Consider the following 15,419-nt stretch of genomic DNA (forward strand, 5'->3'; position numbering starts at 1 on the left):
GGAACGCACTTCGAGTGCATCTAGTGAACTTCTGACCCTCAACGGAGAGCGAGTCATCATGGGTTTGGCCGTCTGGGCCCTCATCGCCTACATCGGCACCATCGTCGTCTGGAGCGTCCCGCTGAAACGGGGCATCGGCGAGGCGATGGTCGTCGGATTCCTCGTCGTGTGCGCCTTCGGCGGACCCGACGTCCTCGACCTGCTGCTCGTCGGCCTGCAGGCCGCCTTCAGCCAGGAGATCGTCTTCGCCGCCCTGGCGTTCACCTTCATCGGCTTCCTGCTGGCGGCGACCGGGGTGATCGACCGTCAGGTCGACATCCTCAACTCGCTGCTCGGTCGGTTCCGAGGAGGCGCGGGGTACGTCGCCACCGTCGGCTCGGCCCTCTTCGGCTCGGTCGCGCACTCGGGCTCGGCCAACGCCGCGACCATGGGCACCGTCGCCATCCCGTGGATGAAGCGCTCGCAGTGGCCGCCGCACGTCGCCGCCACCCTGATCGCCGGCAACGCGGGCAACGGCACGGTCATCCCGCCGAGCGCCTCGTTCTTCATCCTGATCGGCACGGCCACGGTCGCTCCGCTCGTCTCGGTCGACGCCCTGTTGCCCGCCATGTTCGCAGCCGCCGGTTGGTGCGTGCTCTGGCGGTTGATCGTCGTCTTCATCTTCGTGCGACGTCACAAGATCGGCCGGGTCGACCGCTCGGACATCATGCCCTTCGTGCAGGCCTTCGCCCGGGGCTGGACGTCGTTCCTGCTGTTCCTCGGCATCGTCATCCCCGTGCTGGTCACCCTCGGCCCGACCGGCGAGGCCCTGATCAGCGCCCTCGGCGAGGACGTCATGGACACCGTCAGCATCGTGGTGTGGATCCCCGTCCTGTTGCTGCTCTTCGCGCTCGTCCTCGGCCGCAAGAAGCTGCCGCGCACGGGGGCGGCCTGGTACGACTTCGTCGCCAAGACGGCCCCGCGCTACCGCGACATCGGCGCCACCCTCGTCTTCGCCTTCGCCGGTGGTGCCGTGCTGACCGAACTCGGCCTCGCCGACCAGCTCTCGGCGGTGCTGAACGGATTCGACGCCTCGCCGCTCGTCATGTCGATCGTCGTCGCCGTGCTCGTGGTCCTCGTGGCCGGTCCGCTCAGCTCGACGGCGACCATCGCGACCATCGGCGGCATCGGCTTCAGCGTGCTCGTCGTCGCCGGGGTCGACCCGATCCTCGCGGCCTGCGTCGTGCTCGTCGCGGCGTCGACCGAGGGCGCATCACCTCCCGGTGCGTCGGCCATCTACATCGCCACGGGCATCGCCGGGGTCAACCCGGTCAAGACGTTCGTGCCGCTGATCGTCCTGTACGTCCTGCCGATCCTGCTGATCGCCGCCCTGATCGGGCCGGGCTGGCTGCCCGTGCCCCACTGACCCGGAACGGAGAAGACCCCATGACCGACAAAGCCACCCCCGAACCGCAGCACGGCCCGGCCCGACGCCGACTGATCGGCGTCATGACGACGGTGTTCGTCGTCCTGCTGGTCTCGATGTTGATCGTCGGCACCGTGTTCGTCCTCACCCAGCTGGTGGGCGTGATCGGACTCGACGCCGACCTCGTCACGGCCGCCGAGGCCGTCCTCAGCCCCGTCGCGTTCGGCATCGCCGCCGTCCTCGGCATCTGGACCCTGCTGCTGTCCTACGCCCACGGCTGGAAGCCGAGCGAGGGATGACCGCCCCGGCCGGCGGGTCCGGCCCGTCCGCCCCGACCCCGTCACCCACCGCCACCACGACCATCGGAGACCCCGTGACCGACCCCCGCACACCGCTCGACCGCTTCGCGGCGCTGCCCGTCGCCAACGTCGGCGACGCCATGGACCGCCTCGGCGTCGTCGACTCGTCGATCCGTGCCGTCTGGCGCGGCGCCCGCGTCGCCGGCCCGGCCTTCACGGTGGAGGTGGCCGGGGGCGACAACGCCGGCATCCACGAGGCGATCGGGCAGCTCCGGCCCGGCCAGGTGCTGGTCGTCAACGGCCACGGCGTCACCGACCGCGCGCTCATCGGCGAGCTGATCGCCGAGCGGCTGCGCAAGGCCGGCTGCGTCGGCATGGTGGTCGACGGGGCCGTCCGCGACGTCGACGACCTCGAGGAGCTGCGCTTCCCCGCCTTCGCGGCCGGCGCCTCCCCGGCCGGTCCCTATCGCAACGGACCCTTCCGCCTCGGCCGTCCCGTGGCGATCGGCGGGGTCGTCGTGCACCCCGGCGACCTCGTGCTCGGCGACTCGGACGGCGTCGCCGTGGTGCCCGCCGACGAGGCCGACGCCGTGCTCGCGCGAGCCGAGGCGAAGCACGCCGACGAGACCGAGACCCGGAGGCGCATCGTGTCCGGGTGAGAATGGTCGGCATGGCAGACCCCCAGCCCACCGTCCGCAGCGTCGAACGTGCACTCGACGTCCTCGAACTGCTCGAGAGGGCCCAGGGGCCGATGCGGTTGGTCGACCTCAGCAGGGGCAGCGGCCTGAGCACCGCGACGGTGCTGCGCATCGTGGGGGTGCTGCAGCGGCGGGGCCTCGTGCAGCACGTCGGGGGCGACTACCGCCTCGGCGTCGCCGCCCTCGGCATGGCGCACGCGTTCATCGTGAGCGATCCGCTCAGCAACCGGACGCGACCGCACCTGCAGCAGCTGTCGGTCACGACGGGTCTGACCTCGTCGCTCTACGTGCGGTCCGGCGACGAGCGTGTGCTCAGCTCGCGCGTCGACGGTGCCGACCCGTTGCGCTACCAGTTGCCGATCGGCCGCCGGTTGCCGCTGACGGTCGGGGCGGGACGCACGATCCTGGCGCACATGCCACCGGACGAGCAGGAGGCGCTGGTCGCCTCGTCCGCCGAGCTGCGGGACGCGAACGGCACGCCGGTCTCGGCGGACGACCTCCGCCGGTCGCTCGAGGTCATCCGCGCCGACGGTTTCCACGTCTCGATCGCCGAACGCGACCGGGACGTGGCCGCGGTCAGCGTCCCGGTCTTCGGGCCCGACGGCGACGTCGTGGCCTCGGTGTCGGCCTCGGGGCCGGCAGAACTCAACACACGACAGGAGCTCGTCGATCGGGCCCCTGAACTCCGCCGGGCCGCGCAGGCGATCGGGCGCTGACACGCGGGTCGCCAGACTCGCGGCGAGAGGAACACCATGCGAGTCGGATTCATCGGCCTCGGCGAAGCCGGGCACATCTACGCGGAGGCCACGGCGGCCGCCGGTCACGACGTCACGGGGTTCGACCCCGCGGCACCCACCACGCCGGACGGCGTCCGCCGACTCGAGACGGCCGCCGAGGTCGTGGCGGCGTCCGAGCTCGTCGTCGTGCTCACGGGGGCGTCGCTGAGCGGCCGCATCGCGACGGCGGAAGCGCCCCACCTCTCGGACGGGGCGATCTGGGCCGACTTCACCACCGCCTCCCCGGAGGTCATGCGGGAGGTCGGCACGGTCGTCGAGGCCGCGGGCGGGCGTTTCGCCGACGTCGCCGTGCTCGGGCCGGTGCCGAGCAAGGGGGCGGCGACCGAGACGATGGTCAGCGGGTCGGCCGCGTCGGACGTCGCGAGCTTCCTGCGGTCGCTCGGAGCCGACGTCGAGACGGTCGACGGCCCCGCGGGCGAGGCGACCTCGCGCAAGCTGCTGCGCAGCGTGATGATGAAGAGCCTCGCGACGACGGTGGTCGAGGCCCTCGAGGCGGGTCGGGCCGCCGGCTGCGAGGAGTGGGTGCACGCCCAGATCGCGGCCCAGCTCTCGGGCGACGCCGACGCGAAGATCGAGCGCTACGTCGCCGGCAGCCGCAAGCACGCGGTGCGACGCGCCCACGAGATGGACTCCGTCGTCGAGCACCTCGCGACCCTCGGCGTCGAGGCCGAGATGTCCGCGGCCTCGGGCCGCGTGCTGCGTCGGCTCGCGGGTGACGACGCAGCCTGAGTCCGCGCCCGGAGGCCGCCCCCGCTGTCGCCCTCGAACCCGGTTCCGAACGATGAACCCCGAAGCTTCCGGGTGCATCGTTCGGAACCGGGTTCTTCGCCGCCGACCCTGGTTCACCCGCCGGACACCTGCCGCCCCTACGCTCGCCACGACAGCGCCTAGGGTTCCGGGGTCCCACGATCCGACTGGTCCGAGCGGCGCCACGGTCGGGCGCCGTCGCCAGCGCCGTGCTCTGGCTGCCGATCGTTCCGTTCACCGGCGGCCTCGGCGCGAGCGCCGGCGGACTTGCAGTCGGGGCCGGTGTCTCGGCCGTGCTGCACGTCGTCTACATGACCGTCCTGCAGCGCGGCTACGCGGCCGGTGCCCTCTCCACCGTCTACGCCACGGCCTGCGGCACGGGCCCCGCCGTCAGCGCCGGCCTCGCCGTCCTGCTGCTCGGCGAGCAGCTCTCGGTGACGGCCGTCGTCGGCATCGCCCTGCTCGCCGTCCGACGGGCGTCGCCCGGGCCGTCGGCCACCCATGAACCCGGTTTCGAACCATGAACCCAGAAGCTTTCGGGTGCATCGTTCGAAACCGGGTTCATGGACGCATGAGCCCAGGAGGCGCGGGTCGGCCTACAGGAACCCGGTCACCGCGACGGCGACCGCCGCCAGAAGGGCCACCGCCGCGAGCACCTTCGACGACCCCATGACGAGTCGTCGTCGCGGGCCGCCGTCGTAGGGCTCGTCGTCGGCGTCGCGCAGCTCGGGTGGTAGCTCGGCCTCGCGGCGGCGACGGTCCTGCTCGAGGCGCGCGGCGCGGTCGAGCCGGGCGATGCGCTCGGCCTCGTGCCGCCGGGCCAGCTCGACCTCGCGGTCACGGGCGACCAGCAGCTCGAGTTCACGGTGGGCCTCGTCCGACCAGGTCTCGAGGTCGTCGTCGGGTGGGCTCACCGGTTCGTCCGGCGTGCCGTCGTCCATTCGCATGCGGACCTCCGTCGCGGGGCAGGGATGCCGTCGAGGCTAACCCGCCGCGCCTGTGTCCGCACCGTCCGGTCGGCCCCGCGGCCCGGCGGCCCGCCGGCCCCACGGCCCCGCGACAACGGGGGCGCCGGGGGACACCGGCGTCGGCCAGCACGCCGACTGTGCTGCGACGCCGGCGCTCCTAGGCTCGGGGGCGTGCCCGCCACGCGGGACCGACCCGGCCACGGCGCCGGCGCCGCGACCGGGGGTGAGACGTTGACCGAGCAGGGTGAGGCCCACGCACCCCGCCCGGCGGCGGTCATGCGTGCGGGCCAGCCCCTCGGGTTGCGACTCGACGCCCGCCAGGACGAGTTCCGAGAGCTGTTGCTCGACTGCTCGCTCGAGGACGTCGGCCCGTCCGGCCGGTCGTGGTTGCGCGACCGGTACGCCGAGATCGTGCCCATCGTGCTCGCTCCGGCGCTCGCCGCGGTCGAACACGGTCGTCCGGTGTCGGCCGCGTGCCTCGACGAGCTGCGCGCCGTCGCCCGCCGCAGCGCGACCTGCCCCGACGTCGACCTGGCCGTCGTCCTGCGCGGCGCCCTGCCGGCCCTGCGCATCTTCTCGCTCGTCATGCACTCGGCGTCCGGCGGGCAGGCCGGGACGCTCGTCCTCGCGATGGCCCGCGCCGCGCAGGTCGCCCACGAACTGGGCACCTGCTGGGCCGAGGAGTGGGCGCGGCACCGGCCCCGTCTCGTCGCCACCCCGCCGGTCGGGGGACCAGGAGGCGCGGGCGGCGCCCAGCCACCCCCTGCGGCCCCGGGGTCCGACGTCGCGCTCGACCTCGTGGCCGACGCCCCCGACCTCGACGACGTCGAACGGCAGATGCTCACGCTGACCGCCTACGGGCTGTCGAACGCGGAGATCGCCCGTGAGACGGCGTACAGCCGTCAGGCCGTGGCCTGGCACCTCGCGCGCCTCATGCGGACCTGGCGCGCCCCGAACCGCACGGCGCTCGTCTCGGTCGCGTTCGTCAAGGGCGTCATCCGGTCACGCGTCGTGCGACGCGACCGACGACGGGGCGGACCGCGGGCGGTCGAGGCACCGACCCGACCCGCGCCTCCTGAACTGCCGCCGGCCTGATCGCGCACACGGGAACCCGCCCCGGCGTCCGGTGGGGACGTCGGGGCGGGCTCGCGGTGCCGTGGAGGGGTCAGCCGCCGTTGACGCTGATGACGTTGTCCGTCTTGACGTTGTTGCCGAACACGCCCCAGTTCAGGTAGCCGCCGTCACCGTTGTTGGTGACCTTGCCGGGACCGTCGAACCAGTAGATGACGTAGCTGCCGCCCTTGATGTCGATGGGCTGGGCGTCGGCGATGGCGCCCTCGACCGTGATGTCCTGGTTCTTGTTGACCACGGCGACGGTCAGGCGCTCGGGGTTGCCCGCGTTGTAGTAGCCCACGTCGAGGGCGGCCTTGACCGCTCCCTCGCGGTCGCCCTGGTCGTTGACGGCGGCGCTGATCGCCCCGACGATCGCCACCGGGTCGAGGGTGACGCTGCCCGTGATCGGGCTGCCCGTGCTCGACTCGGGCGAGGCGGGCGCGGTGGTCTCGGCCTGCGCGGGGGCGGCGGCGAAACCGCTCAGCCCGGTGATGGCGATGCCGCTCACGGCGGCGGTGGCGAGGAGGGTCGCGGTCTTCGACTTCAGCTTGCTCATGATTCGTCCTCTTTCGTTGTCGTAGGAGTTCGAGTTGCGGTGCTTCGTGTTGTCGAGTGGAACTGCCTTGCGAGAACGATCCTGCGGCCGGCGACGGCACGACGCACGCGTTCGGGGTCGACGTTGGTCGGGTGACCAACGTCGGGCCCTGACGTGCCGACGCAGGAGTATCGGCGAACTGCTCAGAGGCTGCCCTCGGCCACCACCCACCGCTGCCGGAGATCGGGGTAGGCGCGGGCGATGTGGGTGAAATCCCGGTCGTAGTGCACGACGGTGGCCCGGTTCACGACTGCGTAGGCGGCGATGAGGACGTCGACGGCGCCTGCTGCCCGGCCCATGTGAGCGGCGAAGAGAGCGGATCGGATGGCCGCCACGTCTCGCACCTCCGGATGCATTCGGCAGTCCGAGAAGGCGTTCGCCAGCGTCAGGACGATCGCGGAGTGGTCCTCGAGGCTGCGAGCGCTGAAGCCGTACTCGGCCGCGACAGGCGGGCAGATGAGGATGTCGTCCGGCGCGGTCGTCCGGATGATCGCCTCGAACGCTGCACGGACCACCGGTTCGGTGGCGACCCGCTGCCACGCCGAGTTGTCGATGATGAAGCGAGGCCGCCGCATCGGCGCGTGGGGCGCGTCGGGCTCGGAGAGGTGGAGCCCGGCAGGGCCGCTGCTCACGCGTCCGTCGTCCCCGGGGCCACCCGCTGCGGCTCGACGTCGACCTCGATCCCACTCAACGTGGCCAAGGCCTCGAGCTGCAGCTGCCGTTTCACGATGTCGCCGAGTGCCTGGTTGATGGCGTCCTTCGTCGTCCTCACGCCGAGGATGCCCTTGGCGGCTGCCAACAGCTCGGTGTCCACGTCCACGCTCGTCATCGCCACAGCAACCTCCATATGCTCGATCCATCAAGTCTATATGCTCATGCTCGCGGTGTCAGGCGCATCGATCATGCGACGACGCTCTCGCGACTCCGAGTGTCGGAGGTGCATCTCCACAGGCCGCCTCCCTACGACGCGTTCGACGCATGTCTGAGGACGAGGCGACGGGCGGGCGGCGACCCGTCAGGCCGTCCGCGACGCGACGCCGTCGAACAACAGCTCGACGGCGGCCTCGAGCGCGGCGTCCCCGGGGTCGCGCCGGGTCACGACGTGCAGCAAGACCGTGCCGATCAGCGACTCGACCAGGGCGTCGAGGGGCGCGTCGTCCCGGATCTGCCGCGCGCGCCTCCCGGACTCGAGGCGGTCGCGAAGCGCCGCCCGCGTGACCGAGGTGACGCGTTCGTCGTAGTGCCGGGCGACGGAGGCGTCCTCGGCGGTCGCCGCGATCGACGCCCGGATCAACCCGCCCGCCGCGGGCGAGGCGAAGGCCGAGAAGGAGGCGCGGAGCCAGTCGAGGACGTCCCCACGCACGTCGCCCGTGTCGGCCACCTCGAGGTGGGGCAGCAGATGTCCCGTGAGCATGCCCTCGGCCACCAGCGCCGCCTTCGCCGGGTACCAGCGGTAGATCGTCGCCTTGCCGACCCCCGCCGCCGCCGCGATGCGGTCGAGCGAGAGCTTGTCGTAGCCGCGCTCGGCCAGTTCGTCGCGGGTCGCGTCGAGGATCGCCAGGCGGGCGGCCTCGCTGCGGGCGCGGCCGGGGCGGGTGGGGCGTGCGGTGGTCACCGGTCCATCCTCGTGCACGTCCCGCCCCACCCGGCCTCGCTGCGGATGGTCCGGCCCTACTGGACCGACCAGCCGCCGTCGCTCGCCAGGATGGCGCCGTTCACGTTCACCGCGTCGTCGCTCAACAGGAAGGTGATCGACGCCGCGAGTTCCTCGGCCGTCGCGATCGTCGGGATCGCCGCCTGGAACGGACGCAGTCGGGCCGACCCCGCCTCGGACACGTTCGCCGGGAAGGGGATGCCCGTCGCGACGCCGCCGGGCGCCACCGCGTTCACCCGGATGCCCTGCTGTGCGTACATGAAGGCCGCCGACTTGGTCAGGCCGACGACGCCGTGCTTCGACACCGTGTAGGCGTTGCCCGACGCGTTGCCGCGCAGCCCCGCCTCGGAGGCGACGTTGACGATCGAGCCGCGGCCGGCCCCGAGCATCACGGGGATCACCGCGCGCGACAGCTTGAACCCGCCGGTCAGGTTGATGCCGATGACGCGGTCCCACATGGCGTCGCTCGTCTCGTGCAGCGGTGAGAAGTCGTCGTTGATGCCCGCGATGTTCGCCAGGGCGTCGATGCGGTCGCCGGCGGCCGCGACGATCGCGTCGATGTCGTCCTGCTTCGTGATGTCGCCGGCCACGGTGACCACGTCGGCGTCGGGCAGGGAGGCGACCAGCGCCTCCAGCTTGTCGGCGACGAGGTCGACGGCGACGACGCGACCGCCCTCGCGGGCCACACGGGACGCGGTCGCGCGGCCGATGCCGGACGCCGCACCCGTGACGACCACGGTCTTGCCGGCGAACCGGCCGGGGGTGACCGTCTCGCGCCACGGGCCGTCGGCCTCGATCGTCTCGTCGGGCACGACGCCGCCGTTGACCTGCAGCACCAGGCCGTCGACGAGCTCCTGCGGCACCTGCCCCTGGCTCATCGCGACCAGCTGCTGCAGCGGCAGGCCGCGGACCGGGGCGAGCGCGCTCTCGTCGAGCGCGCCTCCCTGCCCGAGTGCGGCGCGGATCGCGGGCCCGCCCTCGGGGTGGTCGAGCCAGGTGCCGATGGTGCTGGAGCCGGTCAGGGGAACGGTGGCGTCGGACATGTCGTCTCTTCTCTGATGAGGGGCGGGTCGGTCGGGTCGGGTCGGGCGCGGGAGCGGCACCCTGATTCGAAACAGATTGTCTCGCATTGCGACGCTACCGTGGACGGAGGCCCTCGCGGCTGAGCGCCTGCCGAGAGAACGCCGACCGCCGACCCACCCCGCCCCATCCCGCCTAGCGTCCGATGCATGACCGTCACCCTGCCTCCCGCCGCCCGCCTCGACGACCGGACCGTGGTCGTCACCGGAGCCAGCTCGGGCATCGGCCGCGCCGCCGCCCGTGAGCTCGCCCGCCGTGGTGCCACCGTCGCCGTGGTCGGTCGCAACCCCGACCGCACCCGCACGGTCGCCCACGAGATCGGTGGCACCGCCTACCTCGCCGACTTCTCCGACCTGTCGACCGTGCGCGAGCTCGCCGACCAGCTGCTCGCCGAGAACCCCCGCATCCACGTGCTCGCCAACAACGCGGGCGCCACGATCCCCGAGCGTGCGCTCACGGTCGACGGGCACGAGACGACGTTCCAGGGCAACCACCTCGCTCCCTTCCTGTTGACCGCGTTGCTGACGCCGCGCCTCCTCGAGACGGCGAAGGAGGCGCCGGCCGGGTCGGTCCGCATCGTCCAGACCTCGAGTGCCGGCAACCTCTTCGGCAAGGTCGACCTGGACGACCTCGACAACGCGCGGGGTGCGTGGGCCGGCGGCTTCCGCGCCTACGGCACGTCGAAGCTGCTCAACGTGCTGTTCACCCGCGAGCTGGCCCGACGCCTGCCGCGCGCCGGCGGCGGGGTCGACGCGTTCGCGTTCCACCCCGGGTTCGTCGCCTCGGGCTTCGGTGGCGACGGCGCCTTCATGACCGCGGCCAAGCGCCTCGCGGTGTCCACCGAGGACGGCGCCGAGCCACTGATCCGCCTCGCGGGTGCCGCGACCGTGCCGGCACCGAGCGGCAACTACTTCGATCGCCTGAAAGCACCCGGCCGCGTCGCCCGTCAGGCGAATGACGCCGACCTCGCCCGTCGCCTCTGGGAGGAGAGCGCCCGCCTGCTCGACCTCGACGAGACCATCTGACCCGGGCGGGCGCCTGCCGCCCTCGCCCGCCCCGCGCCAGACCGTCGAGTGGTCCCGAATCGTCCTTCCCTGGCGATCGAAGGACGTTCTGGGACCACTCGTCGGAGGGACGAGGAGGCGCGGGGCGGGCGAGGTGCGCGGCCCGCGACTCGGCCGCCCAAGTCCCAGCAAGCCCCCAGCCGGTGTGGGTGCACCGAGTGCGTCGCTGCACTTAGTGTAGGCAGGTGACCGTCAAGACCCTGGTGCCCGACCGCCGTGCCGCCCTCAAGGCGAAGCACCGTCAGGCCATCGTCGACGCCGCCGACGCGCTCATCGCCGAACGGGGGGCTCCCCGCTTCAGCGTCGACGAGCTCGCCGAGCGGGCCGACGTCTCCCGGCGCACGGTCTTCAACCACTTCTCGTCGCTCGACGAGGTCGTCATGACGGCCTGCACCCGCGTGCTCACGGGCGCCGTCGACGAGTTCCGGGCCGCGACCGCCGCGACGCCCGTCGGTGACGGCAGCCGCGCCTCCTTGTTCGCCGAGGTCATCCAGGCCATGCAGGGCATCGACCTGCCGGCCGTCGTCTCGTACCTCTGGGGCGTCCTCGGCGACGACGGCAGCGACCCGCGGTCGCACAGCCTGATCCAGGACGTCTTCACCCGCGTCACCGAGCAGCTCTCGATCGAGATGGCCGAGCGCAGCCCCGCCACCGACCCGCTCGAGGCCGAGGTGCTGGTCAGCTCGCTGATGAACGGCATCGCCGTCGTGGCCCGCCACTGGATCATGCGGACCGGCGCGGTCGTCGACGCCGACAGCCGCGACGTCTGGGCCGACCTGCTCGACCGCATGACGACGAGCATCCGCACCGGTTACGGGACGACGCCGACGCCCACCCCGGCAGCAGCCGCCCCGACGGCGCCCGACCCGACCACCCCCTGACCCGTCGGCCGGCGTCCCCGGCCGACCCGCACCTCCTTCTCGACGACGCGACGTGAGGCCCACCCCCGCAACCCGCATCACCCCGCACCACCCCTGGAGGAACAGACACCCATGGCATCCCTGCTCTATCGACTCGGCCGGTTCTCGGCCCGGCGGGCCTGGCTCGTCATCGTGGCCTGGCTGGTCGTGCTCGGCCTCGCCGGCGGCGCCTTCGCGCTGTTCGGCGGCACGCTGACCACCGCCGTCAGCATCCCCGGCACGGCGACCCAGAAGGTGAGCGACGAGCTCGCCGAGAAGTTCCCCCAGGCGAGCGGCGGCACCGGCACGGTGGTCTTCACGACCACCGACGACTCGGCCTTCACCGACCAGCAGAAGTCCGACATCGCGGCCCTGCTGACCGACGCGAAAGAGCTGGACGACGTCAAGGGCACCACCGACCCCTTCGCGACCCAGCAGCAGATCGACGACCAGGCCCAGAAGATCACGGACGGCCGCGCGCAGATCACCGCGGGCGAGGCCCAGATCACCTCGGGCCAGGCACAGATCGACGCCGCCCAGGCGCAGATCGACGCCGGCCAGCAGCAGCTCGACGCCGCCAAGGCCCAGGCACAGGCCGCCGGTGGGGCCGCGCTCGCCGCCGCCACGCCGCAGCTCGACGCGCAGCAGGCCCAGCTCGACGCCGGGAAGCAGCAGATCGCCACGCAGCAGTCCACCCTCGACTCCGGCAAGGCCGAGCTCGAGACGCAGAGCGCCACGCTCGAGCAGGGCGCCTCGTTGCTCGAGCTGACCGACGGCATCCGCCAGGTGTCGACCGACGGCACCACGGCCGTCGCCAGCATCCAGTTCGACAAGGCGCTCAACCTCGTCACCAGCGAGAACAAAGAGGCCGTCGTCGAGGCGATGAACGACGCCGACATCGACGGCGTCGAGGTCGAGGTGTCGAACGACATCGCCGCCAGCATCCCCGAGATCCTCGGCCCGGGCGAGGTGGCCGGCGTCGTCATCGCCGCCATCGTGCTGTTCGTCATGCTCGGCACCCTGATCGGTGCGGGGCTGCCCCTGATCAACGCCCTGATCGGCGTCGGCGTCGGCGTGCTCGCCTCGCTGTCGCTCTCGGGCGCCGTCGAGATGCTGTCGGTCACGCCCGTGCTCGGCGTCATGCTCGGCCTCGCGGTCGGCATCGACTACTCGCTGTTCATCCTCAACCGGCACCGCACCCAACTGAAAGAGGGGGTGCCGCTGCACGAGTCGATCGGCCTGGCCAACGGCACGTCGGGCAACGCGGTCGTCTTCGCCGGCTCGACCGTGCTGATCGCCCTGCTCGCGCTCAACCTGACCGGCATCCCGTTCCTCGGCCTGATGGGCACCGTCGGCGCGGTCTGCGTGTTCGTCGCGATCCTGATCGCCATCACGCTCACCCCGGCGCTGCTGCGCCTCGTCGGCCTGCGCATCCTCACCAAGAAGGCCCGCAAGGCCGTCGGCAACACGGGTGCCGTCCGGGTGCCCACCAAGCCGATGAGCACCACGCGGGCCGTGCTGACCCTCGTGGCCGGCGTCGCCGTGCTGCTGATCGTCGCGATCCCCGCGCTCTCGATGCGCCTCGGCCTGCCCGCCGGGTCGTCCGAGCCCGTCGACTCGAGCGCCTACAAGGCGTACAAGCTGATCGACGAGAAGTTCGGCGCCGGCGTCAACGGCCCCCTGGTCGTCGTCGCCGACCTGCCGACCGCGATCTCCGAGGACGACCTCGTCTCGGAGCAGGTGCGCATCGGCACGATCCTCAAGGACCAGGACGACGTCGCCGCGGTCGCCCCCATCGGCGCCTCGGACGACGACACCCTGCTGGCGTTCCAGGTCGTGCCGGAGGGCGGTCCGACCGCCGAGTCGACCGAGCAGCTCGTGCGCGACCTGCGCGGGCTCGACATCGACGACGTCTCGTCGCTCGGCGTCGCCGGCAACGCCTCGGGCAACATCGACGTCAGCGAGAAACTCGCCGGAGCCCTGCCGCTCTACCTGCTCGTCGTCGTCGGCCTCTCGTTGATCATCCTGATCTTCGTGTTCCGGTCGATCCTCGTGCCGATCACCGCCACCATCGGGTTCGTGCTGTCGCTGTTCGCCGCGTTCGGCGGCGTCACCGCGGTGTTCCAGTGGGGCTGGCTCGGCCCGGTCTTCGGGGTGCACGACCCGGGTCCGATCCTGAGCTTCCTGCCGATCCTGATGGTCGGCGTGCTGTTCGGGCTCGCGATGGACTACCAGCTGTTCCTGGTCAGCGGCATGCGCGAGGCGTACGCCCACGGCTCGTCGGCCCGCCTGGCGGTGCAGCGCGGCGTCCACGCCGGTCGCACGGTGGTCACGGCCGCGGCCCTGATCATGACGGCGGTCTTCTCGGGCTTCGTGTTCTCGAACTCGGTGATGATCCAGTCGATCGGCCTCGGCCTGGCGCTAGGCGTGCTCGTCGACGCGTTCGTCGTGCGCCTGCTGCTGATCCCGGCCGTGATGCACCTGCTCGGCGACGCCGCGTGGTGGCTGCCGAAATGGCTCGACCGCATCCTGCCCGACGTCGACGTCGAGGGCGCCTCCCTCGAGCGGTCACAGCCGCACGCCTCGGCCGGTGACGCCGCGGGTGCGGGCTCAGGTGCAGGTGCAGGTGCAGGTGCAGGTGCGGGCTCGGCCTCGGCCTCGGCCTCGGGTGACGGGCACGTCTCGCACGTCGACCCGGCGGCTCCCGTCGACGCCGTCCCCGACGGCAGCGACCCCGACCACCACGGGCGCCACGCGGGCTGACCCTGCGCGTCGCACCACCGACCGGACGTCGCACCGCCGAACACGGCGGTGCGACGTCCGTTTCGTGGTGCCTCGGGGCCGGCGCCCGCCTCGTGGACGCGACCCGCGCCTCCGGAACCGGCGAAGCGTTCCGGGTCGAACCGTCGATGCGCCGTCGAACCGCGCATCTGCATGGTTCGACGGCGCACCGGTGGTGCGACCCCGACCGCAGGAGGCGCGGCCCCGTTGCCGCCGGAGCCCCACCGCCCTAGGGTGGCCCGGTGATCATCCCGTCCGCACCTGCGACGCCCTCCGGGCGTGAGGGGGTCGTCGGCGCCGCGTGCGCCGGCTGCAGGTAGTCGTGTCTCCGCAGCGGATCGGCCGTCCGGGTCGGTCCGTGCATCGCCGTGCCGCGCGGGCTGGAGCCCCGGCACGGTCCCACGAGAACACCCGGGTCGGCCGACGCGTCGACGGCGGGCAGCCGGGCGGTCACCGACCGCCCGTGCCCGCGGACGTCGCCGCCCCGGGCCCGACGACCGGAGAACCACATGATCCCCCTGACCGAGAAGACCGTCCGCGCCTCGTTCGTCAACGCGAGCCGCAAGGAAGCCACCGACCTCACCCTGCCCCCGGGCTTCGCCGACCTCGATTGGGCCGACCTCGAGTACCTCGGCTGGCGCGACCCCAAGCTCGCCCGCCGGGCCTACGTCGTCGTGCCGACCCTCGACGCGGACGGCCGCCCGGGCCCCGCGGTCGCCGGCGTCGTGCTGCGCCAGGCCGAGGCGTCGCCCCGCCAGCGGGCGCAGTGCACCTGGTGCCAGGACGTCCGGCTGCCGGCCGACGTGCTGTTCTACGCCGCCAAGCGGGCGGGCGCGGCCGGACGCAACGGCGACACCGTGGGCACGCTCGTCTGCGGCGGGTTCGAGTGCTCGGACAACGTGCACGTGCTGCCGCCCGAGGCCTACCTCGGGTTCGACGTCGAGGCCGCTCGGCTCGAACGCATCGGGAGCCTGCGCGTGCGGGCCGCGGGGTTCGTCGAGAACGTGCGCCGCGCCTCCTGACCCGCGCCGCGCCTCCTGACCCGGCGAGAACCGGGACGCAGGAGGCGCGGGTCGGCCCGCTCACGGACCCCGGCGGTACCCTGGTGGGCATGTCGTCACCCGCCTGCCCGTCCCGCGCCCCGCGGCGGACGCGCACGGCGCAGCAGGCGTTCCCGAAGCGGCTCGTGCTGACGAAGCGCACCTGCGGCACGAACGGCTGGATGAGCCTCTGGGGCAGCAACGCCCACGGCGAGATCGCCGGCTGCCCGCCGCCCGTGGCGTAACGCCGCTCCTCGTCGTCGACGGGTCGAGCGGACG

Annotated in this window: 18 protein-coding genes; 12 read left to right on the forward strand and 6 right to left on the reverse strand. The window is 72.6% G+C overall.

The window, feature by feature from the left end:
* Window positions 1–58: 58 nt before the first annotated feature.
* From AC1MBW_RS07525 to AC1MBW_RS07550, 6 genes are all read left to right on the forward strand, one after another.
* Window positions 59–1,405 (forward strand): TRAP transporter large permease subunit, encoded by a 1,347-nt coding sequence (locus AC1MBW_RS07525; RefSeq protein ID WP_480026013.1) that lies wholly within the window; start codon window positions 59–61, stop codon window positions 1,403–1,405.
* Between the two features lie 20 nt (window positions 1,406–1,425).
* Window positions 1,426–1,704 carry a hypothetical protein gene (locus tag AC1MBW_RS07530; RefSeq protein ID WP_054144890.1) on the forward strand — a complete coding sequence of 93 codons (279 nt, stop codon included), beginning with the start codon at window positions 1,426–1,428 and terminating at the stop codon, window positions 1,702–1,704.
* A gap of 74 nt (window positions 1,705–1,778) precedes the next feature.
* Complete coding sequence (locus AC1MBW_RS07535; RefSeq protein ID WP_480026014.1) at window positions 1,779–2,363, forward strand: RraA family protein; 585 nt, start codon at window positions 1,779–1,781, stop codon at window positions 2,361–2,363.
* A gap of 11 nt (window positions 2,364–2,374) precedes the next feature.
* Window positions 2,375–3,118, forward strand: coding sequence for an IclR family transcriptional regulator (locus tag AC1MBW_RS07540; RefSeq protein WP_480026015.1), 744 nt, complete (start codon window positions 2,375–2,377; stop codon window positions 3,116–3,118).
* A gap of 36 nt (window positions 3,119–3,154) precedes the next feature.
* Complete coding sequence (locus tag AC1MBW_RS07545) at window positions 3,155–3,928, forward strand: NAD(P)-dependent oxidoreductase (protein ID WP_054144829.1); 774 nt, start codon at window positions 3,155–3,157, stop codon at window positions 3,926–3,928.
* A gap of 227 nt (window positions 3,929–4,155) precedes the next feature.
* Window positions 4,156–4,470: a hypothetical protein gene (locus AC1MBW_RS07550; RefSeq protein ID WP_480026016.1), complete on the forward strand. Its 315-nt coding sequence runs from the start codon at window positions 4,156–4,158 to the stop codon at window positions 4,468–4,470.
* 72 nt (window positions 4,471–4,542) lie between these two features.
* Here the strand turns inward: AC1MBW_RS07550 and AC1MBW_RS07555 are convergent, their stop codons facing one another.
* A complete protein-coding gene (locus tag AC1MBW_RS07555; RefSeq protein WP_152970055.1) occupies window positions 4,543–4,893 on the reverse strand; it encodes a hypothetical protein in 351 nt (116 codons plus the stop codon).
* Window positions 4,894–5,085: 192 nt separating this feature from the next.
* On the opposite strand from AC1MBW_RS07555, the gene AC1MBW_RS07560 reads away from it, so the two are divergent.
* On the forward strand, window positions 5,086–6,009 hold the full coding sequence (locus AC1MBW_RS07560) for a helix-turn-helix transcriptional regulator (protein ID WP_480026017.1): 924 nt from the start codon (window positions 5,086–5,088) through the stop codon (window positions 6,007–6,009).
* Between the two features lie 70 nt (window positions 6,010–6,079).
* On the opposite strand, the gene AC1MBW_RS07565 is transcribed toward AC1MBW_RS07560, so the two are convergent.
* The 5 genes from AC1MBW_RS07565 to AC1MBW_RS07585 form a co-directional block, all read right to left on the reverse strand.
* Window positions 6,080–6,583 carry a hypothetical protein gene (locus AC1MBW_RS07565; protein ID WP_054144833.1) on the reverse strand — a complete coding sequence of 168 codons (504 nt, stop codon included), beginning with the start codon at window positions 6,581–6,583 and terminating at the stop codon, window positions 6,080–6,082.
* Window positions 6,584–6,765: 182 nt separating this feature from the next.
* Entirely contained in the window at window positions 6,766–7,254 is a 489-nt protein-coding gene (locus AC1MBW_RS07570; protein ID WP_480026018.1) for a PIN domain-containing protein, read from the reverse strand.
* Window positions 7,251–7,451: a type II toxin-antitoxin system VapB family antitoxin gene (locus tag AC1MBW_RS07575; protein WP_480026019.1), complete on the reverse strand. Its 201-nt coding sequence runs from the start codon at window positions 7,449–7,451 to the stop codon at window positions 7,251–7,253. The genes AC1MBW_RS07570 and AC1MBW_RS07575 overlap by 4 nt, the downstream gene beginning before the upstream one ends.
* Before the next feature lie 186 nt (window positions 7,452–7,637).
* The gene (locus AC1MBW_RS07580; protein ID WP_480026020.1) at window positions 7,638–8,237 is read right to left on the reverse strand and encodes a TetR/AcrR family transcriptional regulator; all 600 of its coding nucleotides are present in this window, start codon (window positions 8,235–8,237) and stop codon (window positions 7,638–7,640) included.
* Window positions 8,238–8,293: 56 nt separating this feature from the next.
* Complete coding sequence (locus AC1MBW_RS07585; RefSeq protein WP_480026021.1) at window positions 8,294–9,319, reverse strand: SDR family NAD(P)-dependent oxidoreductase; 1,026 nt, start codon at window positions 9,317–9,319, stop codon at window positions 8,294–8,296.
* A gap of 186 nt (window positions 9,320–9,505) precedes the next feature.
* Here AC1MBW_RS07585 and AC1MBW_RS07590 point away from each other — a divergent pair, with 186 nt between their 5' ends.
* The 5 genes from AC1MBW_RS07590 to AC1MBW_RS07610 all read left to right on the forward strand — a co-directional run bounded on the left by AC1MBW_RS07590 (window position 9,506) and on the right by AC1MBW_RS07610 (window position 15,385).
* Window positions 9,506–10,381 carry an SDR family NAD(P)-dependent oxidoreductase gene (locus tag AC1MBW_RS07590; protein WP_054146289.1) on the forward strand — a complete coding sequence of 292 codons (876 nt, stop codon included), beginning with the start codon at window positions 9,506–9,508 and terminating at the stop codon, window positions 10,379–10,381.
* Window positions 10,382–10,605: 224 nt separating this feature from the next.
* A complete protein-coding gene (locus AC1MBW_RS07595; protein ID WP_054146288.1) occupies window positions 10,606–11,301 on the forward strand; it encodes a TetR/AcrR family transcriptional regulator in 696 nt (231 codons plus the stop codon).
* A gap of 111 nt (window positions 11,302–11,412) precedes the next feature.
* Window positions 11,413–14,082, forward strand: coding sequence for an MMPL family transporter (locus tag AC1MBW_RS07600; protein WP_480026022.1), 2,670 nt, complete (start codon window positions 11,413–11,415; stop codon window positions 14,080–14,082).
* Window positions 14,083–14,609: 527 nt separating this feature from the next.
* Window positions 14,610–15,122, forward strand: coding sequence for an FBP domain-containing protein (locus AC1MBW_RS07605; protein WP_480026023.1), 513 nt, complete (start codon window positions 14,610–14,612; stop codon window positions 15,120–15,122).
* A gap of 89 nt (window positions 15,123–15,211) precedes the next feature.
* Window positions 15,212–15,385, forward strand: a complete 174-nt coding sequence (locus AC1MBW_RS07610) for a hypothetical protein (RefSeq protein ID WP_200908349.1) — start codon at window positions 15,212–15,214, stop codon at window positions 15,383–15,385.
* Window positions 15,386–15,419 lie beyond the last annotated feature (34 nt).

The organism is Frigoribacterium sp. AP1 (assembly GCF_056680555.1).

Bases quoted from the DNA above. Each gene is read 5' to 3' on its own strand.
- AC1MBW_RS07565 (WP_054144833.1), bottom strand. From the start codon at position 6,583: ATGAGCAAGCTGAAGTCGAAGACCGCGACCCTCCTCGCCACCGCCGCC.
- AC1MBW_RS07610 (WP_200908349.1), top strand. From the start codon at position 15,212: ATGTCGTCACCCGCCTGCCCGTCCCGCGCCCCGCGGCGGACGCGCACG.
- AC1MBW_RS07605 (WP_480026023.1), top strand. From the start codon at position 14,610: ATGATCCCCCTGACCGAGAAGACCGTCCGCGCCTCGTTCGTCAACGCG.
- AC1MBW_RS07540 (WP_480026015.1), top strand. From the start codon at position 2,375: ATGGCAGACCCCCAGCCCACCGTCCGCAGCGTCGAACGTGCACTCGAC.
- AC1MBW_RS07585 (WP_480026021.1), bottom strand. From the start codon at position 9,319: ATGTCCGACGCCACCGTTCCCCTGACCGGCTCCAGCACCATCGGCACC.
- AC1MBW_RS07590 (WP_054146289.1), top strand. From the start codon at position 9,506: ATGACCGTCACCCTGCCTCCCGCCGCCCGCCTCGACGACCGGACCGTG.
- AC1MBW_RS07530 (WP_054144890.1), top strand. From the start codon at position 1,426: ATGACCGACAAAGCCACCCCCGAACCGCAGCACGGCCCGGCCCGACGC.
- AC1MBW_RS07600 (WP_480026022.1), top strand. From the start codon at position 11,413: ATGGCATCCCTGCTCTATCGACTCGGCCGGTTCTCGGCCCGGCGGGCC.
- AC1MBW_RS07575 (WP_480026019.1), bottom strand. From the start codon at position 7,451: ATGACGAGCGTGGACGTGGACACCGAGCTGTTGGCAGCCGCCAAGGGC.
- AC1MBW_RS07555 (WP_152970055.1), bottom strand. From the start codon at position 4,893: ATGCGAATGGACGACGGCACGCCGGACGAACCGGTGAGCCCACCCGAC.
- AC1MBW_RS07545 (WP_054144829.1), top strand. From the start codon at position 3,155: ATGCGAGTCGGATTCATCGGCCTCGGCGAAGCCGGGCACATCTACGCG.
- AC1MBW_RS07525 (WP_480026013.1), top strand. From the start codon at position 59: ATGGGTTTGGCCGTCTGGGCCCTCATCGCCTACATCGGCACCATCGTC.